At 40.9% G+C, this 25,095-nt stretch carries 26 protein-coding genes, 1 pseudogene and 1 riboswitch; of the genes and pseudogenes, 8 read left to right on the top strand and 19 right to left on the bottom strand.

Translation table 11 applies throughout. The features are described from left to right. Nucleotides 1-27: 27 nt before the first annotated feature. Nucleotides 28-915: a 5'-3' exonuclease H3TH domain-containing protein gene (locus ABXS78_RS08785; RefSeq protein WP_366249739.1), complete on the bottom strand. Its 888-nt coding sequence runs from the start codon at nucleotides 913-915 to the stop codon at nucleotides 28-30. A gap of 112 nt (nucleotides 916-1,027) precedes the next feature. Between ABXS78_RS08785 and msrA the strand changes: the two genes are divergently transcribed. Then, nucleotides 1,028-1,558 carry a peptide-methionine (S)-S-oxide reductase MsrA gene (gene msrA, locus ABXS78_RS08780; RefSeq protein ID WP_366249738.1) on the top strand — a complete coding sequence of 177 codons (531 nt, stop codon included), beginning with the start codon at nucleotides 1,028-1,030 and terminating at the stop codon, nucleotides 1,556-1,558. Nucleotides 1,559-1,597: 39 nt separating this feature from the next. Here msrA and ABXS78_RS08775 read toward each other — a convergent pair whose 3' ends face one another. The 6 genes and pseudogenes from ABXS78_RS08775 to ABXS78_RS08750 form a co-directional block, all read right to left on the bottom strand. Further along, the gene (locus ABXS78_RS08775; RefSeq protein WP_366249737.1) at nucleotides 1,598-2,602 is read right to left on the bottom strand and encodes an LLM class flavin-dependent oxidoreductase; all 1,005 of its coding nucleotides are present in this window, start codon (nucleotides 2,600-2,602) and stop codon (nucleotides 1,598-1,600) included. 200 nt (nucleotides 2,603-2,802) lie between these two features. Then, a complete protein-coding gene (locus tag ABXS78_RS08770) occupies nucleotides 2,803-3,432 on the bottom strand; it encodes a type 1 glutamine amidotransferase family protein (RefSeq protein WP_366249736.1) in 630 nt (209 codons plus the stop codon). A 74-nt stretch (nucleotides 3,433-3,506) separates the two neighbouring features. Further along, nucleotides 3,507-4,469, bottom strand: a complete 963-nt coding sequence (locus tag ABXS78_RS08765) for a WYL domain-containing protein (protein WP_366249735.1) — start codon at nucleotides 4,467-4,469, stop codon at nucleotides 3,507-3,509. 58 nt (nucleotides 4,470-4,527) lie between these two features. Continuing rightward, nucleotides 4,528-4,626: pseudogene (locus tag ABXS78_RS08760) on the bottom strand (helix-turn-helix domain-containing protein); the annotation flags it as partial. A gap of 17 nt (nucleotides 4,627-4,643) precedes the next feature. Beyond that, the gene (locus ABXS78_RS08755) at nucleotides 4,644-5,195 is read right to left on the bottom strand and encodes a GNAT family N-acetyltransferase (RefSeq protein ID WP_366249734.1); all 552 of its coding nucleotides are present in this window, start codon (nucleotides 5,193-5,195) and stop codon (nucleotides 4,644-4,646) included. 313 nt (nucleotides 5,196-5,508) lie between these two features. After that, nucleotides 5,509-6,471 carry a methyltransferase domain-containing protein gene (locus ABXS78_RS08750; protein ID WP_366249733.1) on the bottom strand — a complete coding sequence of 321 codons (963 nt, stop codon included), beginning with the start codon at nucleotides 6,469-6,471 and terminating at the stop codon, nucleotides 5,509-5,511. A gap of 268 nt (nucleotides 6,472-6,739) precedes the next feature. Between ABXS78_RS08750 and ABXS78_RS08745 the strand changes: the two genes are divergently transcribed. The 3 genes from ABXS78_RS08745 (at nucleotide 6,740) to ABXS78_RS08735 (ending at nucleotide 9,211) form a co-directional block, all read left to right on the top strand. After that, a complete protein-coding gene (locus ABXS78_RS08745) occupies nucleotides 6,740-7,192 on the top strand; it encodes a MarR family transcriptional regulator (RefSeq protein ID WP_366249732.1) in 453 nt (150 codons plus the stop codon). Continuing rightward, nucleotides 7,182-7,763: a GNAT family N-acetyltransferase gene (locus ABXS78_RS08740; protein ID WP_366249731.1), complete on the top strand. Its 582-nt coding sequence runs from the start codon at nucleotides 7,182-7,184 to the stop codon at nucleotides 7,761-7,763. The genes ABXS78_RS08745 and ABXS78_RS08740 overlap by 11 nt, the downstream gene beginning before the upstream one ends. A gap of 275 nt (nucleotides 7,764-8,038) precedes the next feature. Continuing rightward, nucleotides 8,039-9,211 carry a PLP-dependent aspartate aminotransferase family protein gene (locus ABXS78_RS08735; protein ID WP_366249730.1) on the top strand — a complete coding sequence of 391 codons (1,173 nt, stop codon included), beginning with the start codon at nucleotides 8,039-8,041 and terminating at the stop codon, nucleotides 9,209-9,211. 247 nt (nucleotides 9,212-9,458) lie between these two features. Here ABXS78_RS08735 and hisIE read toward each other — a convergent pair whose 3' ends face one another. From hisIE to ABXS78_RS08700, 7 genes are read right to left on the bottom strand one after another with little or no spacing between them, the layout of a single operon-like run. Further along, nucleotides 9,459-10,109 (bottom strand): bifunctional phosphoribosyl-AMP cyclohydrolase/phosphoribosyl-ATP diphosphatase HisIE, encoded by a 651-nt coding sequence (gene hisIE, locus ABXS78_RS08730; protein WP_095222774.1) that lies wholly within the window; start codon nucleotides 10,107-10,109, stop codon nucleotides 9,459-9,461. Next, nucleotides 10,099-10,857: an imidazole glycerol phosphate synthase subunit HisF gene (gene hisF / locus ABXS78_RS08725; RefSeq protein ID WP_366249729.1), complete on the bottom strand. Its 759-nt coding sequence runs from the start codon at nucleotides 10,855-10,857 to the stop codon at nucleotides 10,099-10,101. Before hisF ends, hisIE begins: the two co-directional genes overlap by 11 nt. After that, complete coding sequence (hisH, locus tag ABXS78_RS08720; protein ID WP_366249728.1) at nucleotides 10,854-11,477, bottom strand: imidazole glycerol phosphate synthase subunit HisH; 624 nt, start codon at nucleotides 11,475-11,477, stop codon at nucleotides 10,854-10,856. The genes hisF and hisH overlap by 4 nt, the downstream gene beginning before the upstream one ends. Then, on the bottom strand, nucleotides 11,474-12,061 hold the full coding sequence (gene hisB / locus ABXS78_RS08715; protein WP_366249727.1) for an imidazoleglycerol-phosphate dehydratase HisB: 588 nt from the start codon (nucleotides 12,059-12,061) through the stop codon (nucleotides 11,474-11,476). Before hisB ends, hisH begins: the two co-directional genes overlap by 4 nt. 16 nt (nucleotides 12,062-12,077) lie before the next feature. Then, nucleotides 12,078-13,355 carry a histidinol dehydrogenase gene (gene hisD / locus ABXS78_RS08710; RefSeq protein WP_366249726.1) on the bottom strand — a complete coding sequence of 426 codons (1,278 nt, stop codon included), beginning with the start codon at nucleotides 13,353-13,355 and terminating at the stop codon, nucleotides 12,078-12,080. Continuing rightward, complete coding sequence (gene hisG / locus ABXS78_RS08705) at nucleotides 13,352-13,972, bottom strand: ATP phosphoribosyltransferase (protein ID WP_366249725.1); 621 nt, start codon at nucleotides 13,970-13,972, stop codon at nucleotides 13,352-13,354. The genes hisD and hisG overlap by 4 nt, the downstream gene beginning before the upstream one ends. After that, nucleotides 13,969-15,087 carry an ATP phosphoribosyltransferase regulatory subunit gene (locus ABXS78_RS08700; protein ID WP_366249724.1) on the bottom strand — a complete coding sequence of 373 codons (1,119 nt, stop codon included), beginning with the start codon at nucleotides 15,085-15,087 and terminating at the stop codon, nucleotides 13,969-13,971. Before ABXS78_RS08700 ends, hisG begins: the two co-directional genes overlap by 4 nt. Before the next feature lie 120 nt (nucleotides 15,088-15,207). Here ABXS78_RS08700 and hisJ point away from each other — a divergent pair, with 120 nt between their 5' ends. After that, a complete protein-coding gene (hisJ, locus tag ABXS78_RS08695) occupies nucleotides 15,208-16,035 on the top strand; it encodes a histidinol-phosphatase HisJ (RefSeq protein ID WP_366249723.1) in 828 nt (275 codons plus the stop codon). Between the two features lie 233 nt (nucleotides 16,036-16,268). Here the strand turns inward: hisJ and ABXS78_RS08690 are convergent, their stop codons facing one another. Further along, nucleotides 16,269-17,558, bottom strand: coding sequence for a Na+/H+ antiporter NhaC family protein (locus ABXS78_RS08690; protein WP_366249722.1), 1,290 nt, complete (start codon nucleotides 17,556-17,558; stop codon nucleotides 16,269-16,271). Between the two features lie 86 nt (nucleotides 17,559-17,644). Then, a riboswitch (SAM riboswitch) is annotated at nucleotides 17,645-17,753 on the bottom strand. A 359-nt stretch (nucleotides 17,754-18,112) separates the two neighbouring features. Between ABXS78_RS08690 and ABXS78_RS08685 the strand changes: the two genes are divergently transcribed. Then, nucleotides 18,113-19,312: an MFS transporter gene (locus ABXS78_RS08685; RefSeq protein ID WP_366249721.1), complete on the top strand. Its 1,200-nt coding sequence runs from the start codon at nucleotides 18,113-18,115 to the stop codon at nucleotides 19,310-19,312. Between the two features lie 92 nt (nucleotides 19,313-19,404). Further along, a complete protein-coding gene (locus ABXS78_RS08680; RefSeq protein WP_366249720.1) occupies nucleotides 19,405-20,013 on the top strand; it encodes a sugar O-acetyltransferase in 609 nt (202 codons plus the stop codon). 187 nt (nucleotides 20,014-20,200) lie between these two features. Here the strand turns inward: ABXS78_RS08680 and ABXS78_RS08675 are convergent, their stop codons facing one another. Continuing rightward, complete coding sequence (locus tag ABXS78_RS08675) at nucleotides 20,201-20,782, bottom strand: NAD(P)H-dependent oxidoreductase (RefSeq protein ID WP_366249719.1); 582 nt, start codon at nucleotides 20,780-20,782, stop codon at nucleotides 20,201-20,203. A 124-nt stretch (nucleotides 20,783-20,906) separates the two neighbouring features. Between ABXS78_RS08675 and ABXS78_RS08670 the strand changes: the two genes are divergently transcribed. Next, the gene (locus ABXS78_RS08670) at nucleotides 20,907-21,242 is read left to right on the top strand and encodes a helix-turn-helix domain-containing protein (protein ID WP_366249718.1); all 336 of its coding nucleotides are present in this window, start codon (nucleotides 20,907-20,909) and stop codon (nucleotides 21,240-21,242) included. A gap of 83 nt (nucleotides 21,243-21,325) precedes the next feature. On the opposite strand, the gene ABXS78_RS08665 is transcribed toward ABXS78_RS08670, so the two are convergent. The 3 genes from ABXS78_RS08665 to ABXS78_RS08655 all read right to left on the bottom strand — a co-directional run bounded on the left by ABXS78_RS08665 (nucleotide 21,326) and on the right by ABXS78_RS08655 (nucleotide 25,087). Then, nucleotides 21,326-22,687: an amino acid permease gene (locus tag ABXS78_RS08665; protein ID WP_366249717.1), complete on the bottom strand. Its 1,362-nt coding sequence runs from the start codon at nucleotides 22,685-22,687 to the stop codon at nucleotides 21,326-21,328. A gap of 510 nt (nucleotides 22,688-23,197) precedes the next feature. Further along, nucleotides 23,198-24,214: a 2,3-butanediol dehydrogenase gene (locus ABXS78_RS08660; protein ID WP_366249716.1), complete on the bottom strand. Its 1,017-nt coding sequence runs from the start codon at nucleotides 24,212-24,214 to the stop codon at nucleotides 23,198-23,200. A gap of 45 nt (nucleotides 24,215-24,259) precedes the next feature. Then, nucleotides 24,260-25,087 carry a methyl-accepting chemotaxis protein gene (locus ABXS78_RS08655; protein ID WP_366249715.1) on the bottom strand — a complete coding sequence of 276 codons (828 nt, stop codon included), beginning with the start codon at nucleotides 25,085-25,087 and terminating at the stop codon, nucleotides 24,260-24,262. Between the last annotated feature and the right edge of the window lie 8 nt (nucleotides 25,088-25,095).

Raw genomic sequence — 25,095 nt, 5'->3', positions numbered from 1 at the left:
CGACTGTGCGTTATGCACAATCGCTTTTTAATTTGCCAGCTGGTCAGCAGCACGCAATAAACGGCTTAGCTTTGTCAGTTCAAATTCCTCAAGCATGGCCTGTTTCTGCTTCTCATCTACGGACCAAACAGCATCTTCAAGTTCACAGCTGATTGGAACCTCGCAATGGATAGCAGCAAGCTTTCTGCTCAAATGCAGGTTATCCATATCAGATTCGATTTTCTTCCGTACTCCTGCTGGAAGTTCCTCCAGGTTCTCAAGCAGCTTATCGATATTTTCATATTGAGTCAGCAGCTTGATAGCCGTCTTTTCACCAATACCTTTGACTCCAGGATAGTTATCGGAGCTATCCCCCATCAAACCTTTCATATCGATGATCTGAGCCGGCGTCAGACCCTTTTGTTCGAAAAAGCTTGTTTCCTGGAATATTTCGTAGTTGCCTTCACCTTTTCGCATAATCGCAACATCGATATTCGGCCGGACGAGCTGCAGCATATCCTGATCACCCGTCAGAACGGTAACCTGATGTCCTTCTGCCGCATAAAGGCTAGCCAATGTACCGATGCAGTCATCTGCTTCGTAATTTTTCAATCCGATATTCGGGATACCATATCCAGCTGCAACCTGCTTCACTGCTTCAAATTGAGGAATCAGCTCAACAGGCGGTGCCTCGCGATTCCCTTTGTATGTGTCCAGCATTTCGCTGCGGAATGTCTTTGAGCCCATATCCCAGCAGGCAGCAACATGTGTCGGTTCAAAGTGATCGACAGCAGCAGCCAAATGACGGATAAAGCCATGCAAGCCATTTGTCGGCATACCTTTTGAATTGATCATAAAATAATTTCGGTAAGCAGTAGCATGAAATGCGCGGAACAAAATCGCCATGCCGTCTATTAGTAAAATATGATTTTTCATAACAAGTTTCACTGTCTCCTTTTTTCTTTCATCCTTATAGTTTAACATACTAGTACAAGTTTTATATATAGGGTAAAATAAGTCATATTGCACCAGGGAGGAGCTATTAACTATGACAACAAAATTTGCCAAAGCTACATTCGCAGGAGGATGCTTCTGGTGTATGGTGAAGCCTTTTGATCAATGGGACGGCGTCGAATCCGTCATCTCCGGTTATACAGGCGGACACGTCGAAAATCCGACTTACGAACAAGTGAAAACAGGTACGACAGGACATTATGAAGCTGTCGAAATTACGTATGATCCTACAAAAATAACATATCAGCAAATACTGGACCTATATTGGCCGCAAATCGACCCTACCGATGCAGGCGGACAGTTCCAAGATCGCGGTGACCAATACCGTACAGCTATCTTCTATCACGATGATGTGCAGGAAGAACTAGCCCAATTCTCGAAGAAAGCACTTGAAGAAAGCGGCAAGTTCAAGCAGCCGGTCGTAACGGAAATCTTGCCGGCAGCTGTTTTCTATCCTGCTGAGGACTATCATCAGGATTTTTATAAGAAAGAAAAAGAAGCATATGAGGAAGACCGTGCTAAATCTGGCCGTGATGAATTCATAGAGGAACATTGGAATAAATAACAGGAGCGAGTTATTCGCTCCTTTTTTAAAACATTTAGTTTACATAATAATATTATGGTCTACCTCTCGTTTGATAAGTTCATATGATTTCCATTTAGCTTCTTTATCGTAGATATTTGTAATCAACATGAACTCATCCGCCTCATATTGCTCTTTCAGCCTTTCAAGTTCTTTCCTTACCTTTTCTGGAGTTCCGATGACACAACGCTTGCGGTTTTGCCGGATTGTTTCTTTATCCTCTTCTGTCAGCTGGCGTTTGTTAATGAGTTCCGGAGATGGTACTTGTGTATCGCGTCCTTTCCCGACACTCAGCAGCCAGTGATCCTGACTCTCGGCTAACTCTTCCGCCTTTTCTTCTGTTTCAGCACATACGACAAATATACAAACGATGCCATATGGCTTTTCCCTCGTGACAGACGGACGGAATGCATCCTTATATACAGGCATAGCATTAGGCTTAGCAGGACTGATGAAATGACCAAAAACATAGCCGATACCCAATTCACCTGCTCGCTTGGCACTTCCCTCTGACAAACCAAGCACCCATAGCGGTGCCGGTTCGCTGACACGCGGGGAAGCTTTTACCGAACGATAAGGATGCTCGCGCGGGAGGGAATTATAAAGGAAACCTTGCAGCTCCGCAAGCTTTCTGGGGAATTCGCCCATCCCGTTTTCTGCTCCATCTGCTAAAGCACTCCGGGTCTGTTCCGTTCCGCCAGGCGAACGCCCAACTCCAAGATCGACTCGACCTGGAAAAAGTCCAGCTATTGTATGAAATGTTTCCGCCACTTTCAGCGGGCTGTACTGCGGCAGCAGCACGCCGCCTGTTCCTACTTTTATTGTATTTGTCGCACTGGCAATCCGCGTTGCCATGATTTCAGGTGCGACGCTCACTAAACCATTTGTATTATGATGCTCCGCAAACCAGTAACGCTCATAACCTAATCTTTCCGCATGCAGAGCCAATTCCACGCTTTCCTGCAATGCCTCCTCAGGCGTTGAACCTCTCCTGATCGGTGCCTGATCTAGCACGCTAAGCTTCATGCGCCCACCTCTTCTCTGCTCTTCTCCTATTTATTTTAGGGAAAGTGATGGGGAGCATACAAGATATTCGCTCAGTAACGCAAAAAATACTTTGGGGTAGCGTCAGGAAATGCGAATTTATCACGATAAGGAATTTCCAAATTAAAAAGCCCAACTTCTCTACAAATCAAAATAGAGAAATTGAGCTTTTCATTACTTCATTAATTTATTGAATTCATTAACTGAAAGAAGTATTCAGGTTTATGAGTCTTATTTAGGTTATACCATGAATGTAATGCATCTGGTGTAAAAACATCTATTTTTTTCAGTACCTCCATTGCAAATTCCAGAGGAGCTATTCCTGATGCAGTAACTAAATTCGCATCAGATACGGTAGATTCCAACTCATAGAACTTTTCTCCCTTATAGTTAGGACATACCATTTTAGTATACTCTAAGTTATTACTAGTATGCTTTCTAGTATCTAGGTATCCCATATTCGCGAGGCCCTCAGTTGCACCACAAATTGCAGCAACAATAGTGCCAAGCTTTAAAGCTTGGCCAATTCTTTCCAAGATAGGTTGATGAATTTTTTCACTCCAAGTAGTACCTCCTGGTAAAATTAAAAGATCTTTAGCCTCAAAAGTGCATTCATCAAGGGAAATATCTGGTTTTATGCTCAGTCCCCCCATAGTAGTAATCAATTCCTTATTATCTCCTACTGTCATTACTTTAAGAGGCGCTAAATCTTTTCTGAAATATCTTCCTGAGTTTAGTTCAGCAATTAAATATCCATATTCCCAGTCCGACATGGTATTAAATACATATAGAAAAACTTTTTTTGTTTGCATCCCATAACACTCCAATCACAATTGATATAGCTATTATAATAAAACTACCCTGACAGTTAGCGTCAGGGTAGTTATCATACTTGATGAAATCTTATTAATTCCGACAGAACTTCAATTAGTCTTTTCTTAAGACTTATAGGCTCAATAACTTTAATAGATTTATTGTACGGTAAAAGTAAATAAGGTATATATGTATGTATCAAATCTTTTTCAAGAAAAAATACTGCTTGATTTGAAGTCCGTTCTTGTAAATAATGTTCTAAAAACCAATGTTGGCAAATATCATCCAATACACTTTTTTCGCCGTTAATAACCAAAGACATAATCCCTTCCTTATCTTCTATAGTTGGAAGAAGATTTTTCATAAAAAAGTCACGTGCCGAGAAATTTTCTGGCTGATTAAAGTTATTTTCGGTTCGCATTAGGTTTTCAATTCGATCTACTCTAAAACTACGAATTTCATTCCTAAAATGACAAAATCCAACCACATACCACTTATTATTCCAATAGATAATTCTGTACGGATCGACCAATCTATAATTCAATTGCTTTTCGCCACTTTTATGGTAAAGAATTGTTACTGAGTACCCGTCAGTTAAGGCCTGCTCCAACTCCTTCAATAAAGATTCCCTAGAGAGAGAACTTAATCGACTTATTACTTCAAGACTATTTAAATGTTGGTTTATCTTTGTTTCCTGCTCTTGATTTGAGTATTTACTTAGTTTTGAAATGGCCCTATTTAGTGCTTCACCTCCATAGTATCCGGCTTCTTCTGCAAAAACAGCAGCGTGAAATAGTGAAGTTTGCTCCTCAAAATCAAAATAAAGAGGCGCCTCAATAAAATTGTTCAATAAAGTGTATCCCCCGTTATATCCTGGTTCTGAAATTATAGGTACGCCACTTGTAGATAATGTGTCAATATAACGATACACACTCCTTATATTCATCTCTAACTTTTCTGAAATTTGTTTTGCTGTAATTTTTTCACCTGAACGAAGCATCCATAGAATTGCTAACATTTTGTCAATTTTAGGCATATAATTCCACCTGTCTATGAAATTTAGTTTCTATATTTCCGATTTTTGGTATAACTCATCAACTGTTCCTTGCCGTTAGCTTTCTATATAATGTTGCACTAGCCACATTTGTAATTTCACAAATTTGATTCACAGTCATAACTCCCTCTTGCCAAATCATGGAATGGAATTTACTTATTCTACTATTTTTCGTTCTAAAGTATCCTCTAATAAGGACCAGGCTTCACGACAGCTTGGAGCGGTTATATAGGGTCTAAATCCATAATTCAAGTACATATTAATCGCTTGGTAACTTGTTGTCTGCGAAGTAAGATAGGCCTTTGAATGATAGTTGGCCAAGATATTCATAGCTGCACTTAGTAAAGGTTTGGATAGTTTTTTTCCTTGGTATGCAGGAACAATTCCCACCCAATGAATTCTCCCTAATACTTCTCCATCGTCCTTTAAGTTGCCATACCATGCCGTTGTTGTTCCAATCACTTCTCCATGCTCATTCTCGATGAACACACATCTATTCATCATTTCATTAATATAGGGTCCAAATTCTTTATGAAAGTGCTCTAGTGCAGAGTCTTGATTTTCAAATTCCTCTACACTTGCTTCCACACGTGCCCAATGATGCTCGTCACCTTTCTCAAATAATCTAATACGAAATCCATCTGGAAGCTCGTATTGCGGGATATCCACCAAATCTTCTCTCACCATACGAAGTGAAATTCTCTTCATTTAAGTCAGCTCCTTATATAATTCCATTTTTTGTCCATCTAGCCTTTAAGTCTGCAGCGGTTCCTTTCACTAATTCATTTATGTATTCTATAATAGAAGTGCTTAATCTCGAACCATTTTTCTATAAATTCATCTGAAGACGCTTTTCTATTACCTGATCCAGTAACTATTGCGCTCACCCCCTCCGTTTGTATTCGCTTTCATTTTTGCCTCTCCAGTAAAATTGGAGCATAATTCCATTAGTTTTACTGGTTTTTTAAAAATAATGATACATAGAAGAAGCTAATAATTAAGTATCTCAACGCAAAAAGCTTCATTCACACACTACTACCTGCCTGGAAAACAATGCCTTCAATCCCTTATTAGCAACACATCGATCCATGATCGTAAAGCCTGCTTTCAAAATCATCTCGTCCATATCTTCGATAGTTAGAATGACCACTCTGTCGGCAATCCTTCTGGCATGCTTAATGATGGTGTACTGTTCTTCCGCTGTTGCACGGGAATAAAGATTATATGGCATATCAATAATCGCGACGTCATAGTGCCCTTCTTGCTCGGCAATATCTTGAACTGCCACTTCCCCATGATAGTCAAAGTGGGCAATATTTTCCCGAGCTCCCTTAACCGCAAGTGGATTGCGATCCGCTCCAGTTATGGTTATCCCCATCGAGAGTGCTTCCACCAGGACTGTGCCGATTCCACAGCAAGGATCGATCACACTAACATCTACCGGGTCTGGAACTGCGATATTCACAACCGCTCTTGCCAGCCGTGTACTTAGAGCTGTCGAGTATTCCTGCGGTTTCTTAGCATGATGCAGCCAGACAGATTCACTCTCTACATAGCTGCCGAAATACCAGCGTCCTTCAAACGGAATAATTCCAAACAGAACATCAGGGTTTCGCATTTCTGCTTTGCCTATGATATTCCATCCAACTTTCTTCTCGATTGCCCGCTGTTCTTCAAATTCTATTTTCCGGTCGCTTGGCAGGTCATTTATTTTAATATAAAGCACCTTGAACGTCTTATTATCAAGCTCTATCTGGTTTACTTGCTTGCTGATCTCTTCAACAGAATCCCCAGAATAAAGAATGGAAAGCCTTCCTTTTATAAACGGACTTCTGCTTGGGTCAATCATACTTGTACTTTTGATAAGATTATCTGATTCTTGTCCAAAAAGCACTCTTTGCTCTAATAGACAGAGCGACACTTCTTCCAAACCATGTGAGAATATGTAAAGGTATTCTGTTTGTTCTAAGTTATGATTATTCATACTCTAAGCCTTTCTAGACTGCTGTTTTATATCATTATATCAGAGAATTACATACTAAAAACATTGGTGTCATCCTTACCGATGCAGATGAGAATCAAGGAGGCATATCGAGAGTAACCCTAACTGACTTTTGATATTCGAGAAATTGTTACAAATGCAGTTCATTTTCGTCAGAGATCCAACCCTCACAAACTGTGCATCCTATTCTTTTACATTCTTACTTTACTTCAGATAGTTAAATGATTATAATTAAATTAGCTTAACTACATTGGAGTTGATTAATCTGAAACTTTTTCAAGAGATAGATAGCTTTTATTATAAATTAGCCCTAAAAAATCTCCGTGCAATGAATAAAGATAATCTATATAAGAATTTGAGTTACAACAGCTTACTATACTTAGAAATAATTCTTTATAACAAAAACTGTACACCAAGCTTCCTAGCTGACACCCTTCATGTGGCAAGATCAGCAGTGACGGTGAAAGTTAATGAACTGGTTGCCAAGGGGTTGGTAATTAAGTCAAATAGTCCAACAGATAAACGAGTCATCCACCTGAGAGTCAGCCCGGAAGTAATAGACGATTATAAAGAAATTGACAAAACACTTATCAAAGCAACAAGAGAAATTGAAAGGAACTTTAGCGACTCTGAAGTAGAGCTTTTCATACAGTTCCTTCAAATTATTAGTAAACATTATAGGGTGGCAGAACATGAAAAATAAAAATCTGTACTTAGAAAAGGTTAATTTAAGTAATGAGGCTTTGCAGACACTACGTGAGTATCTAGACTATGATTTCCCTTTCATGTCACGTCCTCCTTTTCGTATCATGAAATCATGGTTAAAAAAAGATAAAATGCATGGAGTTTTCCTTACAGATGGTACGGAAAGATATGGTTATGCTTTATACAAAGAACGAACTGAGTATAATGTGCTGCATGTAAGCTACTTAGCCATATTACCTAAATTTCAATCCTCCGGTTATGGTGGTAATCTAATCGCACTTCTGAAAGAGATATCACCAGGAAGCAGCATTTTTCTGGAAGTAGAGGATCCAGATTCAACCAAGGAAGCTGAAGACAGAATTTTGAGATTACGTCGGATCAGCTTCTATGAAAAACATGGGTTTACTATTTTTCCAAATGTAAAAATGCATCACTTTGGTTATCCAATGCGAATTATGAGCTACGGGCCTAAACCACATATATCTTTAAAAAAGTTACTCCAAAAGCTTTTCCTGCCACTTTATGGACCCATTTTCACTCAACTTGTAATCCGCACAAAAAATTACTGACTCCATTGTTACGCCGCAATGGAGATTTTTTATATGGAAACTTATCTACAACTTACTGTCCCGCCATGGTTTAAGTATCGCCTATTAGGTCCTCTTTCGACTCGCTGTACAATCACTTTATGCTTTCCTTGTCTGAGAAAAATGAAGAAGTCCATTCATGCATTACAGAACCTGACTTGATCCACTAGTAACAGCATAAAACAGGTGATGGATACAAGTATGAGAATCAACAAAATCCACATAATGAAACTAGACAAACTCTAGGAGCGAAAACAATGGTAAAAAGCGAGGAAAGATTGAAGGATATTGAAATATGCATGCATTATGGCGAAGTCCCGAATAATTATAATGGCGCAGTTATCCCGCCGACATTCAGCAATACTCTATTCGTTTACCCTACCTTTGAAGAATTAGGGAAAGCAGTGTCGAATGAACAAAGACATTTTGTTTATACACGGGGAACGAATCCAACCGTACATATAGCTGAACAGAAATTGGCTGAACTGGAACGCGGGGAAGCCTGTAAATGCTTCGCTTCTGGAATGGCTGCCATTAGTGCTGCTTTATTAAACAGTCTCAAGAGCGGAGATCATGTATTGTGTATTAGCAATGTTTACTTTTCTTCTATGGATTTTCTTACTTATATGGAAAAGTTTCATGTTTCGCACTCTGTTATCTATTCCACAGACATTGCCGACATTGAACAAGCATTGCTCCCTGCCACAAAAGTCATCTATTTAGAATGCCCAACTGATCATAATTTCAGGCTGGTTGATTTAAAAGCTCTTGCCAGCTTGGCCAAAAGCAGAGGAATTCGAACAATTATTGACAACACCTGGGCAACACCACTCTTTCAAAAACCATTAACTCACGGCATTGACATCGTTGTTCATTCTACATCGAAGTATTTAGGTGGCCACAGCGATCTAATGGGAGGAGCTGTTATTTCCAGCAAACAGATAATAAGCCAGCTATTTACAGATGAATTCATTTTATTTGGAGGAATTATGCCTCCTCAAGAAGCCTCCCAGCTCTTACGCAGTCTACGAACTTTACCTATACGCATGGCAACACATGAAGCAAATGCGCTCAAAGTTGCGAAGTTTTTAGAATCTCATTCAGCTGTAGAGGCAGTTCATCATCCGGGACTGCCATCTCACCCAGACTATGAATTGGGGCAAAGACAACTGACAGGATACTCCGGATTATTAAGCTTTTCACTGAAGGTTGCTACCTATAAAACGGTAAAAAAGGTTATAAATAAAGCAAAAGTATTTCAAATCGGCGTTTCATGGGGTTCTTTTGAAAGCTTGATTATGTCTCCTAACTACGGGAATAATGCTGAACAGCTGAAAAAGGAGCATACCAGCACAGGGCTGATCCGTATATCTGTTGGGCAAGGCGATGTGGATGAGCTAATACAGGATTTAAAACAAGCATTGGCATGAACAGCAACCAATCCTATTGTAGCTTGTATGTGTAATCTTCAGTGATTTGGTGATAAGTTGAATAAAAGTATATTATTCAACTTATCAATTAGCATAGCTGTAGCTTCAAGTTTTCTGCTGCCCTATATTTAATTCCTGGTACTATGACTTTATCAACTGAAATCTATACCTTAGGCAGAAGATATACCAACGGAACAAGTCATTGAAAATCAAAGCTTCCAAGCATAAGGTAAACGGAAAAAGAGCGTCACCACTCTTCTATCGGCGGACGCTCTCCTTTGTTATTGCCTTTCTTCTGGAACCGGCGTGCTAGCTCCGCTTCTACTTCTTGCAGGCTGACGCCTTGGTTTGCGAGCAGGACGAAGCTGTGGTAAAGCAAGTCGCTTACTTCTGCAACCAATTCCTCTGGATCATCATTCTTTGCCGCGATGACTACTTCACCAGCTTCTTCAATCACTTTCTTGCCAATTTTATCGACACCCTTGTTATACAAGTAGTTTGTATAGGAATTCTCTACAGGGTGCTTTTTCCGGTCTTCTGCTTCATCCATAACTGTCCTGAATATATTTGCTTCTCCCTCTGTATCACCAGTAATTGGTGTTTCATTGAAGAAACAGCTCACTTCCCCAGTGTGACACGCTGGTCCTTGTGGTGTGACACTGATCAGAATTGTATCATTGTCACAATCAAGCTTCATATCGACAACCTGCTGGGTGTTGCCGGAGGTCGCCCCTTTATTCCAAAGCTCCTCTCGCGAGCGGGAATAGAACCATGTTTCTTTCGTTTCTACTGTTTTCTCATACGCTTCTTCATTCATATAAGCAAGCATGAGTACTTGCTTGGTTTGGCTGTCCTGCACAATCGCTGGGACGAGTCCTTTGCTAAAATCAGGCTTCACGAATCCGTACTCCTTCCTGGTGGCAGCTTTGCTTTACTTCTTCGATACTGAAAGTCTTATCATGGAAAATGGACGCTGCAAGAGCTGCGGACACATCTGTTTCCTGGAATACTTCTGTTATATGTTCAGGGCTGCCGCAGCCTCCTGAGGCAATGACAGGGATGCGGACTTTCTCAACAATCGCTTTCGTCAGTGGAAGATCATAGCCAGTTTTCACGCCGTCAGCATCCATGCTTGTGAGCAAGATTTCCCCTGCTCCTCTGGCTTCTGCCTTCTTCGCCCATTCGATTGCATCTATGCCTGTATCCTTACGGCCGCCGTGTGTTACAACGTGCCAGCCATCCTCAAAACGTTTCGCGTCGATGGCAACGACAATACATTGTGAACCAAACTTCTCTGCTCCCTTTGTGATGAGATCTGGGTCGGCAACTGCTGCTGAGTTAATGGCTACTTTATCCGCTCCAGCCTGAAGCATGGTCGTCATGTCATCAAGGGAGCGAACACCGCCTCCGACTGTAAAAGGCACGAACACATGCAATGCAGTCTGACGTACGATGTCCATCATCGTCGCCCGTCCTTCATGTGTTGCGGAAATGTCGAGGAACACAATCTCATCTGCGCCGCTTTTCGAATACGCCGCAGCCATGGCAACAGGATCACCGAGTTCACGTAGTGAAACAAAATTCGTACCCTTGACGACAGTGCCATCCTTCACATCAAGACATGGAATGATACGTTTTGCGATCATATGCCTTCCTCCTTGCTGTACGCCTGCTGGCTGCTTTCAAATACGCTCTGCAATAACAACTGGCCTACTTTCTCACTTTTCTCCGGGTGGAACTGGATACCGCAAATATTCCCTTTCTGCACGATTGCAGGGATCTGTGTGCCATATTCCGTACTGGCAACAATATATTCTTCCGGTGTGTTCGCCTGATAACTGTGAACGAAGTAAACATGTTTACCGTTTTGTTCTGTGTAAGTTGGAAAACGGTCACTTACCTCTAATGCATTCCAGCCAATATGAGGAAGCAGGTGAATTGTTTCTATTTTATCAACAGTTCCTGGAATCAGACCAAGTCCTTCTGTTTCACCATGTTCGAAGCCCTTTTCAAATAACAGCTGCATGCCTACACAAATACCAATGAATGGTTTACGTGCAGCTAGATCAAGAAGCATTTCGCGCAAGTTGCGCTTGTTTATCTCCTCCATGGCGGCTCGGAATGATCCAACACCTGGCAGAATGATATGTGTTGCTTGCTCAAATTCCTCTTTTTTGTCTGTCAGTATCGTTTCATATCCAAGCTGCTTGCAAGCATTGGCGACACTAGCGACATTGCCGACGCCATAATCGACGATTGCGATCATTCGATCATCCCTTTCGTACTGTTGACACCTTTGATATCTGGGTTCACTTTAATGGCAATTGCCAGCGATTGGCCAAGGGCTTTGAATAAAGATTCTGCTTTGTGATGCGTATTGAATCCGTAATGAACCTTTGCATGCAGTGTAATACCTGCGTGCACAGAAAACGCTTGGAAAAATTCGCGTACCAGCTCTGTATCGAAGTTGCCCAGTTTAGGATTTTCGAATTCTGCATCAAACACAAGGAACGGGCGCCCGCTGATATCCAGAGCTACAAAGCCTAATGTTTCATCCATTGGCACAAAGGCGTTGCCATAGCGGTTGATACCTTCCTTTGTACCGAGCGCTTCTTTCACCAGCTGTCCGAGCACAATGCCAGTATCCTCCACTGTGTGGTGACTGTCGATATGTAAATCACCTTTTGCTTCTACAACTAGTCCGATTCTGGCATGACTTGCGAACAATGTCAGCATATGATCGAAGAACCCTACTCCAGTATTGATTGAGATGTTGCTGTTGTCATCCAGATTCACCTGCATGTTGATGTCTGTTTCGAACGTTTTTCGAGCTTTTTCTGCTGTACGCATTATTGCATCCCCCTGTCTATGACTTGAATCGGATATTGATCGATTCTCCATGTCCTGTCAGCTGTTCCTCTTCTGTCAGCTGAGTGATAGCCGTTCTGCCTTGCTCCAATGCTTGTCTATCGTAATACGTGTATGTCGTTTTCTTAATAAAATCATCCACACTGAGCCCTGATGAGAATCTTGCTGTGCCGTTTGTCGGCAATACGTGATTTGTTCCCCCGTAATAGTCACCTAAAGCTGTAGGAGCATAGGAACCAAGGAAGACCGATCCAGCATGTTTTATCTTTCCTAAAGTTGATAGCGGGTCAGCTGTCTGGATTTCCAAGTGTTCGGGAGCAAAAGCATTCGATAACTCGAAGCTCTCACCCATAGAATTTGTCAGAACAAGAGCACTATCCCCGTTGATTGCTTCGCTTGCAATTGCTTTGCGAGGCAGCTTCTCCAACTGGCTTTCCAGCTCTTTTTCTACTGATTGGATCAAAGCCTCACTGTCTGTCAAAAGGACTACTCTTGCATTTTCATCATGTTCTGCCTGAGCCAGCAAATCCGCTGCTATAAATGCAGGATCAGCAGTTGCGTCTGCAATGATAGCTACTTCGGATGGGCCAGCAATCATATCAATCCCAACCTGACCGAAGACGAGCATTTTCGCCGCAGCTACATATGCATTTCCCGGTCCGACAATTTTATCTACTGAAGCGATCGTTTCCGTACCATATGCCAGAGCTCCAATCGCCTGTGCACCGCCAATTTTATATATTTTATCCACGCCGGCAATTTCAGCTGCAGCCACTAAGACAGGAGCAATCGCCCCATTGTTCTTCACTGGTGTTACCATAATGATTTCCCTCACACCTGCCAGACGTGCTGGAATGGCATTCATCAGAATTGTCGACGGATATACCGCCTTGCCTCCAGGTACATATATACCGATTCGCTCCATCGGCAAGACGAGCTGACCGAGCTGTTTGCCTTCCTCGGCAGTCATGATGCGGGATGCTGTGACTTGCTTTTCATGAAAAGCACGAATATTTGCCGCCGCTTGCTTTAAAGCTGTCAACGTATCAGGTGCCAATTTGGCTTTTGCCCCTTTTATCTCAGCTTCCGACACAAGAAGCTGATCTGTTGTTGTACCATCGAATTGTTCGGTATATTTCCGTACAGCCTGATCACCTTCCAGCCGGACATCCTTCAAAATAACCGATACAGACTGAAGAATCTCAGGGTCAAAACCGCTGTCTGCTTTCCGGGTGCAAAACTGTTCGAGGAATTGTGTACTGGTTATTTTTTTCACGATTGCGCCACCTCCTCCTGTAAAACAGAAAGGTACGGCTGGAGAATATTCCGTTTCATTTTTAAAGAGGAACGGTTAGCAATGACTCTGGCCGTAAAGTGCTGGATATCTTCAATTACTTCCAAACCATTCTCTTTCAAGGTTGTACCTGTTTCTACGATATCGACAATGGCATCTGCCAATCCAAGCAGCGGAGCCAATTCCACGGACCCTTCCAGCTTGATGATGTCGACCGACTCGCCTTTTTCTAAATAATATTGCTTCGTGATATTTGTGTACTTGCTGGCGATCCGTTTTTTCCGGTCCGGCCAAACTTTATCCTTCTCAGCAGCAACCGCCATCTTGCAGGCACCAAATGGCAATGGGAAGAGATTGAATACATCCGGCTGGAATTCGGCAATGATGTCTTCTCCTACGATTCCAAGATCCGCAATGCCATGCTGTACATACGTTGTCACATCTACGCCTTTGGCGAAGAAATAGATTGCCTCATCCGTTTCAACGCTCAACTTGCGTCCTTTTTCCACCAACGGTTTGCTGTCGATGCCTCGTTCCTCCAAATATGCAAGGAATTGCTTTTCGACGCGACCTTTCGTTAATGCGATGACTGGTTTCATCTCTCGACCACCTCGTATTCTTCTCCGCTCTTAACAACTTGATAAACTCGATCATAATTTTCAGCTGTTGCTTCTGTCCTGATATCTACAACTGCATCTGGATATTTATACCGCAGCGCTTCAGCTGCAATCAGACCTTGCTCATCCGTCAGCAAGCATATGCGTTCTTGTCTATCTGGTGCTGGCAGCGCAGCCGCAAGAACGTCCATGTCAAATGCCAAGCCGACAGCGCTCATCTTTCCGCCAAACTGTTCGTACAGCTCGTCATATCTGCCGCCAGAGAAGCATTCCGCTCCACTTTCGACCAGGAAACCTCTGAACATGGCGCCATTGTAATATGGAAGCTGCTTTACACGCCCCAGATCCACGATGACATCCTGATCAAGCTCTTCCAAAGCAGCCGCAAGCTGCTGAAGCTCTTGAATAACAGGTAATAGTTTAGAGTTATTTTCCCACGCCCCAGCGAATTTATCTAAAATCGCTGTTCCGCCAAATGCATCTGCTAATGCAGCGACTGCTTCGGCTGTCTCCTCATTTCCTGCTTCCTTGACAAGACGATATACTTCATCTTTTCGCTTATCATGCATCGCCTGTCTAATGTTAGAAGCATCAGCATCAATAAGTTCCAGAGAAGAAATAAATGTCTCGAAGATTTCCGTATGACCGAGCTCGATGCTATACTTTTGCAATCCTAGTTCCCGAAGGAAGCGGACTGCTGTGAACAAACTTTCATATTCTCCATACAGACCTGGGGTCCGGATGATTTCGATGCCAGCCTGATGGCTTTCGACGCCCGCATGATCCTTTTTGAAGACTGATCCAGCATACGCCCATTTCTGCTGATCAGACTGCTGATTCGCAAGCGCACGAGCAACAGCAATCGTCCAATCCGGGCGCAATACTTCGATTTCCCCTTCTTCATCAAACCATTTCAGCATCTTTTTAAGTGTCATACCTGCATAAGGATTGGTAAATGTTGTGCTATACTCAATGACAGGTGTTTCAATCGCTTGATAATTTCGTAAATTCACGACAGACTGAAACTTTTCATATATGCTGACACGATTGACAAGCTGTCGACCTGTCAAATCACGACTTCCTGCTGGTAAGAACATCTATAAGCCTCCGATTCTTTCTTTATCATTCTACTACTTTACTTAGATAAAGGATTTCTGTTGATTTGAATGTAACATAATGAGATACTAACGTCAATACATAACGAAAGGAACAACCATATGCCAGGAGATTTTCACGTACATACTCAGTATTGCCAGCACGGCGCAGACGATAAAATGGAAGCCTACGTTCTGCAGGCAATCGAAAAAGGACTTACCCATATATCATTTACAGAACATGCTCCGCTACCGGAAAGCTTTACAGATCCCGCTCCACATCGTGACAGCACCATGGACCGAAACAAGGTGGAAGCCTATGTAATGGAAGGCAAAGAGCTGCAAAGACAATATAAAAATGATCTGCAAATCAATATTGGCTTTGAAGTTGATTATATCAGAGGCTACGAACAAGAAACACAAACTTTCCTTGATACATACGGTCCGGAAATGAATGATGGTATCCTTTCCGTGCACATGCTCCAAGCACCGGATAAGTCTTTCTTCTGTATTGATCATAGTGAGGATGAATTTGGGCGTGCTGCTGATGCATTTGGAGGACTTTTACCATTATATAAAGCTTATTATGATAATCTCCAGTCTTCCATTGAAGCTGATCTTGGTCACTATAAACCAGGAAGAATTGGTCATATTACGCTGATTCAAAAATTTCAGCTTGCTTATCAGAAGCCGGCTTCTTTCTCAGAGGAACAGAAACACATTCTGGAACTCATAAAGAGAAAAGGATATGAGCTTGATGTGAATACAGCTGGTCTTTATAAACCATTATGTAAAGAAATCTATCCGCCAGTTGAGCTTATAGCGCACGCAGCAAAAATGGGAATTCCGCTTGTTCCTGGCTCAGACAGTCACGCAGCTGGGGGAATTGGTAAGGGTTTTGAATATTTATCTGATTATTCTCTTCAAATTCCGCAGAGATTGGCTTTATAAATAAGAAAAACAGCTGCTTGTGTTTCCCAGAGATGCAGCTGTTTTTCATACTTACTTCATACTATTTAGTTTTGTTGTTGTAAAAGTGTGCTAGTTTTTTCTATTAGGCAGAACCAGTTTTTAACCAATAAGCTAGTTTACGATATAATTCCGCTTGTTCCTAAAATGCTTCTATTCCCGTACTGGAAGGAAGATTAATAAATACACATTTGCTCTAAGGGAGAGCTGAAAAGTTATTTTTCCAAAGTATTTTTCTTCTTTGGATAGCCAATTAAGATGGCAATAATACCACAAATACCTACCAAGATTGGATAGAAGCTGTATGGAATGATACTCATTGGCGAAATTCCTGCAACGGTTGCAGCAGTCAATAATTGAGCTCCGTATGGTAAAAGACCTTGGATTGAGCAAGAGAAAAGATCTAATATACTAGCTGATTTTCTCGGTTCTATCCCATACTGATTTGCAATATTTTTAGCTAGTGGACCAGTAATCAATATAGAGATTGTGTTATTAGCAGTTGAAACATCAGTTAGACTTACAAGTCCGGCGATACTAAATTCGGCACCCTTTTTCGTTTTAATTCTTCGCGTTGCAAGGTGCAGAATATAATCAATTCCTCCATTAAACTTAATTATCTCTACCATTCCAGCTATTAATATTGCAAGGAAGGCAATCTCATACATACCTGCCATTCCATCCCCAATCTGCTGCATCAGGCTCATGAAATAGTAGCTGCCATCTATCCAGCCAACAGCTCCCGCAAGAACAATTCCCAGCACAAGTACGAGGAAGACGTTCATACCAATTAAAGCAAAAACTATAACTAGGACGTAAGGAATTATCTTTATCCAATTATAGTTAATTTGTTCTACTTGAGCTGATTCACCAATTGCGATAAATCCTAAAATGATGCACGTAACAATTGCTGCCGGTAACACAATCCAAAAATTAACCTTAAATTTATCTTTCATCTGTGCGCCCTGCGTGCGAACGGAAGTTATCGTTGTATCTGATATGAAGGATAGATTATCACCGAACATCGAACCACCAACAATCACTCCCATCACCAAAGCCAGCGAAAGACTAGTTTCATCGCTTATTCCAACTCCAATTGGAGCTAGTGCTACAATGGATCCAACAGATGTGCCCATCGACAAGGAAATAAAGCATGCAATGACAAACAATCCTACAACTAGCAGGTTTTGCGGAACAACTGATGTAGTAAGGTTTACAGCAGACTCTACTGCTCCCATGCCTTTGGCAACTTCAGAAAACGCTCCTGCTAAAATGAATATGATCACCATCAGCATGACATTGCTATTACCTGCACCTTTGCAGAAAATATCGACCTTATTTGTAAGGGATTCTCTTCGATTCATAGACAAAGCTACAGCCGCTGCTATTGTGATTGCTACTATGACCGGAAATTTATAAAAATCTCCTGTGATAATCCCGGATCCAATAAATAAAACTAAAAAAACAATAAATGGGATGAGAGCCCATGGATTTGCTTTCTTCATTGATTCACCTCTGATTTTGTTTTATTGCAAAAAAATAAAGCCCCTCTTACATCCATAAGAAGAGGCTTTATATCTATAAAACGCTCCTCTTATCTATCAAGCCGCAGCTTGCTGGATTTGGCACAGCAACTTAATCTCATAAGTTCCGCTGCCGAGATTTCTTCGGGCCAGTCCCTCCATCTCTCTAAATAAGAAGAAAAGAATATTTTTTTCACAGTAAGTAGGATTATACACATCTCCTATTTTTTTATCAATAGTTTTAGGAAGCCCAGGCATTGCTTTCTCAATATCTCCTTATTAGAAAGGAAAATACGAGTAAAAGTGCTCTCTTTTGTCCCTTGCAAAATTATTGGCTGTAACGGCCTCTACTCCTAATTTATTTCATCCTTAAAAAGTTATCGCTTCTAATTTCATGCATGTTTCCAATGAATGAAGCAGGAGATCGATGAATAAAAATATAATTAATTAAGTTTATGCGAATAACTCGTTAACACAGGGTGGTAATTGCTGTTTATTTGCAGTATAAGCTTCCTTTTTAGGAATAGGAGGATATCATGTTCTTCATCTTCTTAATTTACTTATCATTTATCAGCTTAGGTTTACCCGATTCTATATTAGGGTCTGCGTGGCCGCTTATGAACACTGATCTTGGGGTTCCGATTTGGAATGCAGGTATTGCTTCTATTATTATATCTATAGGAACAATAGTATCCAGTCTGTTTTCATATAGATTAATTAGAGTTTTGGGTACGGGTAAGATTGTTATAATAAGTATATCTATGACTGCTATCGCACTGCTTGGTTTCGCATTTTCTCCTTCATTTATATGGCTGATAGTATGTGCTATACCATTGGGACTGGGTGCTGGAGCGGTGGATGCAGCTTTAAACAGGTTTGTCGCTACTCACTACGAAGCAAAACATATGAACTGGTTACACGCTTTCTGGGGAGTTGGAGCTCTGCTCGGCCCTGTTATATTATCAGTATTAGTTGTTTGGGGGAATTCTTGGAGAAGCGGTTATTTTACCATTTCATTATTGCAGTTTGCATTAGTTTTACTGCTCCTCTTTTCACTTTCAAAGTGGAAAGAATACGAAAATGCTGATAGTAAGAGAATTCAATATACGAAAGAAACCAATTCAGAAAATAAAATGGGATTGCTGAACTCCTTTAAGAAAAAAGGATCTGCCTTTGGAATGGTGTCATTTTTCTTTATAGCATCAACAGAGGCTTGTATAATGCTCTGGGGTTCTAGTTACTTAGTCAAAATAGAGAATGTCCCAGCCGAAAGTGCCGCTGGTTGGATTTCTTTGTACTTTCTTGGTATGACAGCAGGCCGTATGTTAAGTGGATTTCTATCAATACGAATAAAGAATGAAGCATTAATTCAGCTGGGATGTACTTTGGCTGCTTCCGGTTTAGTTATAATGTTACTTCCATTTCCCACGATATTTACTCTATTATCCTTTGTCATTATAGGAACCGGTCTTGCACCAATCTACCCTTCTATGTTACACCAAACTCCTGTATATTTTGGAGTAGTTCATTCACAAGCAGCTATGGGAATTCAAATGGCCTTTGCTTACACTGGTGCTACTTTAGTGGCGCCCTTGCTAGGACAGTTGTTGGCCAACATTTCCTTTTTGATATTTCCTTATTTTCTTCTAGTATGTGTAGCAGGGATAATGTTCTGTCGGTTGATTTTAATACGCGCTAACGAAATTAGTGTTAAGCCTAAACGATTGAGCCAATAATCAGGTCTTGAAACTTCTTGATAGGTGAGAACGTAATGAAAGACGTTAGCTAAGACTATAATTAACTTTTTTGAAGAAATGAGGCTGTACATATGGATAAAAGTTTTAAAGATAGACTGCACAATAGCAGTATGTATCTACCAGGAGATAAAGATTTTGCAGCTCAACAAATAGTATGCCTCGAACGACTATACGACTTTAATCAAACGCGACCAACCGAAATAGAAAAAAGAGAAGCTTTGCTAAAAAAAATGTTCGCTGAGATTGGGGAAGGTTGCTATATAGAGCCCCCACTCCACGCAAATTGGGGTGGCAACCATGTTCATTTCGGAAAGAATGTTTACGTCAATTTTAATTTAACTTTAGTAGATGACACGCATATTTACGTCGGAGACTATACAATGATAGGCCCTAATGTAACGATAGCAACAGCTGGGCATCCTATCTGGCCAGAACTCCGTGAAGAAGCATATCAATTTAATGTACCAGTAACTGTAGGAAAAAACTGTTGGATAGGTGCTGGTGCAATTCTTCTTCCGGGTATTTCAGTAGGAGACAATACAGTCATTGGGGCTGGCAGTGTAGTTACAAAAGACATACCTTCCAATGTTGTTGCTGTAGGTAATCCGTGCCGAGTACGCAGGGAGATTACGGATCATGACAAAGAATATTATTTCAAGAATTTAAGGGTAGATAAATAATAAGATGAACGAAGCCACACTTTACTACAAGTGTGGCTTTTCGCTATACATTTTTGTGACTGGAGTAAGCCGGATACTGTGTGATGAGTACTACGTTCTTTTACACCAGACTTATACAATTCCTTGTTTTCTCTCAGAATAAAGATATGCCCCTATCACTCTGAAAAGGTCAAGCAGAAAAATCAACTCAAAGTTTGAGGGGTATTTCTTGTAAGAACATTTTTCTTTTCTCATCCGTTGTTACGTTTACCCCAGAAAAATGAACCCATTTTGTGTCATCATTTCTTAATCCCAAGTCAGCTAGTGTTCTGTTAATAAAGACTCCCTGAATAGCGTTTCCACCTTCCGATTCAATGTAAGCTTTATCAGTTGTAGAAGTTGAAATGACAGTTGTTTTTCTTATGTTGGTCAATAATCCTTTCAGCTCACCTTTTTCTTTGTCTTCTAGAAAAGCAAAGCCACTCAACATCACTTTATCGATGAAACCCTTTAAAATAGCAGGTAAGTCCCACCACCAGACCGGGAAAATAAATATCAATTCTGTGGCTTGGCTTAATTTTTCCTGATATTCCTTAACTAATTTGTACGGCGTTTCTCCTTTGTTAAATAACTTCAATTCTTCAGCTGTATAGGCGGGGTTAAACTCATCTTTATAAAGATCGATCACTTGAAATTTCTCTCTTTTGGCTTCTAAGTCTTTTGTTATGCTAGTTAAGATCGCATGATTAAAGCTCCCTTCCCAAGGATGAGCATAGACAATGGTCTTCATTATTGTTTCCTCCTTTTTCGCTTTCTTTGCATCATAGCTTGATGTACATTTAGTTTATTGAATGCCTTACCCTTCTACAAGTACGGTAATTAAAGTGCGATACTTACCTAAAGGAGAGTGTTGAATGGATCGCTATGAATTTAAAGATCAGATAAAGGAAACTGGTTTTGGATTTACGTTGTCTTTAATTGGGGGGAAATACAAAATGTCAGTCTTATATGCCTTATATTTAAGCAATGATCCTATTCGCTATAATCAGTTAAAACGGATGCTAGGCAATATTTCTTTTAAAACTTTAACCAATACGCTGAAAGAACTGGAAAACGATCAGCTAGTTAATCGCAAAGAATATCCTCAAGTGCCTCCAAAAGTGGAATATAGCTTAACCGAAAAAGGATTATCTTTGATTCCTGTATTAGATGCAATTTGCTATTGGGGGGAAGAGCAATTAGAGAAGTAATCCTTAAGGTAAAATCCTGTCAGGGTATACGATAGCCAGTAAATTAATGAAAAATGCGTGTCCCTATAATGGACACGCATTTTTTATTTTTTCTTCAGTTTATATCCTATTACCAGTATCAGCACCCACAAAGGCAATATATAAAGAGCCAAACGATAATCCGGCATGAATCCTATGATGACGAGCACCGCTGCCAGGAATAGCATTACAACATAATTGGAGATAGGATAAAGCGGCAGCTTGAAGGATAACTTGCTTGCTGCTTCCTTTCCTATGCGCTTTCGGAATGCTAAATGGATGATAACAATCATACTCCAGTTGATGATACCTGCAACCGTCGCAGTCGCCATCACATAGCCGAACACCTTTTCCGGCATTAAGAAGTTGACTATAACAGCAATTCCTGCCACCCCGGAAGAGAGTAAGATGGCTGGTACTGGTGCACCTGTCCGTTTCCCGGTACGCTGCAGGAATCGTGGTGCGTTGCCTTGCTTCGCTAAGGCATGCAGCATGCGCCCATTACTGTACAAGCTGCTGTTATGCGCCGACACAGCCGCAGTCAAGACAACAATATTCAATATTCCAGCTGCTGCCGGTATACCGACGCCATCGAGTATTTGAACAAAAGGACTGCTTTCCCCGTCTATTTGATTCCATGGGAAGATAGCTGTGATTACAATCATTGAACCAACATAGAAGATTAAGATGCGGTAAACAACTTGATTAATTGCTTTAGGAATCGTTTTTTTAGGTGTATCCACTTCACCCGCTGTTATCCCTACCAGCTCGACACCGCCAAAGCTGAACATAACAGGTACAAGTGCCAGAAGAACACCTATCATTCCGTTTGGCAGGAAGCCTCCTTCATCAAATAAGTTGGAGAAACCGGTCGGTACACCGTTATTGCCAAAACCAGTGAAGATGATTATCAAACCTAGAATTATCATGCCAATAATAGCTACCACTTTGATGAGAGCGAAATAAAACTCGAATTCTCCATAAAGCTTGACACTAAGTAAATTAATGCAAGTAATCAAGACAAGGAATCCGAATGCTGTCAGCCAGGACGGTACTTCCGGAAACCAATATTGGACGTATATACCGACGACCGTCAACTCCGCCATCGTTACTGCCACGTAATTGAACCAATAGTTCCATCCGGAGAAGAACCCGAAAAAGCCTCCTAAGTTCTCATATGCATAATAACTGATGGAACCAGAGTTTGGCGTATCAACCGAAAGCTCCCCCAAGGCCCGCATGATAAAAAATATCATCAAGCCGCCTACCAGATAAGCCAGCGGGATTGCCGGTCCTGCTAATCCAATGGAAGAAGCAGATCCATAAAATAAGCCGGTTCCAATTGCTCCGCCCAGTGCGATCATCTGCACATGGCGGTTTTTTAACCCTTTTTGTAAATCATTTGATGTTTGGTTGTTTCTATCCATAACTCATGCCCCTTACTACCTATTCCCACGTATCTTTTTAGGTTGATAGCTAACATCATCAAAAGGTTATCTAGTACCACTCCAAAAACCACAGAAGAACGAAATGTGGGATATATCGTATGCTATTTCAAATAAACTTAGTATAAAGAAAGATCATTTATGAACATTCTACGTGCACATTGTACCAGTGTAAGCTTTTCCTTCAATAAAGTCTATTGTAACCGAAATCGAGCTCTTACCTCCAACTACGATTGTTTACCTCTATTCCAGCTTTCCATGACTCAAGGATCTCTATTTGAAGCTATTCTGTAATCTAATAAGTTCTTTACAGTTATTTATTCAACTAACTTAAGTTGAACTTAAAATGAATCAAGTGAAAACAATCTCATCCAAAAAGTAAAATTATGATGTATGGAATCTTCAACTTAAAAAACTCCCCTTAAGTAAACAGTTAGGTTTAACTGTCTACTTGAAAGGGAGCATATCAAACTGATCTTCCTTTTTCCTATCTTAACTAGGCTTAACTAAGATCTTACATTCATTTTTATCATTTATCAGTTTTTCAAAACCATCTGCTACTATGTTGTCCAGCTCTATAATACTCGTAATGACTGGCTTAACATTCAATGATCCCTTAGCTAACAAATCAATTGCTTGGCTAAAAATATTATTGTAACCAAGAGAGGAATTGATTTTCTTCTCACTGACTACTTGCATTGTTGGGTGATAGTTAACTGGATTCGCGAAAACACTGACAATCATAAATTCCCCATTAGGTTTGATGCAATCAAGAGATTGATTGAATGTAGCTTCCACCCCGGCAACATCAAAGGAAACATCCACTCCGCCATTCGTATTATTCTTAATAACTTGCACTGCATCTTCCTCTATCGGGTTAATAACGATATCCGCTCCCATTTCCAAAGCTAATTTTCTGCGTTCCTCACTTACTTCAGCCACAAAGATCTTACTTGCTCCTGCTGCTCTTAAACTTTCTGATAAAAGCAGTCCGATGGGTCCTGCACCAAAAAGCGCTACGCTGTCGCCAATTTTAAATTTGCTTTTTCTGATTGCTTGTAATACAACAGCTAGAGGTTCTATTAAAGCTGCCAATTCAAAGCTGAGTGTAGCCGGCAGTGCAAATACATTTGCTTCTTTTACTACAACGTATTCTGCAAAGCCGCCATTCTCGTGGATTCCGTATGATTTCATATCAGGACATATATTATAGTTTCCTGTTTTACAGGTATCACACTCGCCACATCCCCAAATAGGTTCTACGGCTACTCTATCACCAGCTTTAAATTTGGTTACATTGTCGCCCACCTCAACAATCTCACCAGTAAACTCATGACCTAAAATCATTTTATCTTCTGTTACAAAGGTCTTATGCAGATATTCGTGAAGATCAGTACCGCATATACCTGCGAATTTAACTTTGACTTTAACCGTTTCTTGGCTGACCTCTGGCTCAGCGATATTTTCAACTTTTACATCTTTTGATCCGTAATATACTAAAGATTTCATTGTTTTATCCCCTTTTTCAATGAAGTAGCTATGTGCTAGTCCGTCTTAATTTGTGATGTCTTTGATGTATTGTCCGATATCATTGCTTTGTTGATCAAGATTCTGTATATCTTCCATGAACTCTACCATTACACGAGATTGCTCTTCGGATGCAGTGGACACTTCACCGATACTCACAGTCAAATTCTCCATGTTTGTTCGTATTTCCTGAAGGGATTGACCGATTGTACCGACTGCTTCCTTCGTCCCTATGGAAAGCTTGCGTATTTCATCTGCCACGACGCCGAATCCTCTTCCAGCATCGCCGGAACGGGCTGCTTCAATAGCTGCATTCAAGCCCAATAAGTTTGTCTGTGTTGAAATATCCTCAATCAGTTGAACAACCTTACTAATTTCCTGGGAGTTCTCATTTGCATAAGCTGCTTGACCATTGATATCCGTGCTCGTAGCGGAAAGTTCTTCAGCCTGCGCTGCAACTTGCTGCACTTTTCCTTGCAGACTGCTGACAATGGTGCGTAATTCATCCAGCTCTTTATCAAGTATTTCTTCGTCTTTCAAGGTTTTGGTGATTTGGAATACACCGACAATCTCCCCATTTTCATCACGAATAGGATTAGCGGAGTATTGCATACCAACACCATAACGCTCTTTTGGAATATGTATTTGTACCTTTTCTCCATTTAATGCCTGACGCAGTATATCGTTGTCCTCAGAAAAAGCAAAATCGCCGACATTAACGCTATAATCAAAGTCTTTCGACTGGGAAGAAAAAATAAAATTCTCTGTGTCGGTAACGACCACAGAGCAATTCTCACCAAGGTTTTTTTTGATTTCGGGTGCTAGATGGACCAACGCTTGTAATGTTAGATTCATATTCTAAT

Origin of the sequence: Terribacillus aidingensis, assembly GCF_040703035.1 — a bacterium.
Classification (GTDB): domain Bacteria; phylum Bacillota; class Bacilli; order Bacillales; family Amphibacillaceae; genus Terribacillus.
Note: the sequence above shows the minus strand (reverse complement) of the source record. Positions and strands in the feature narration are given on the sequence as shown.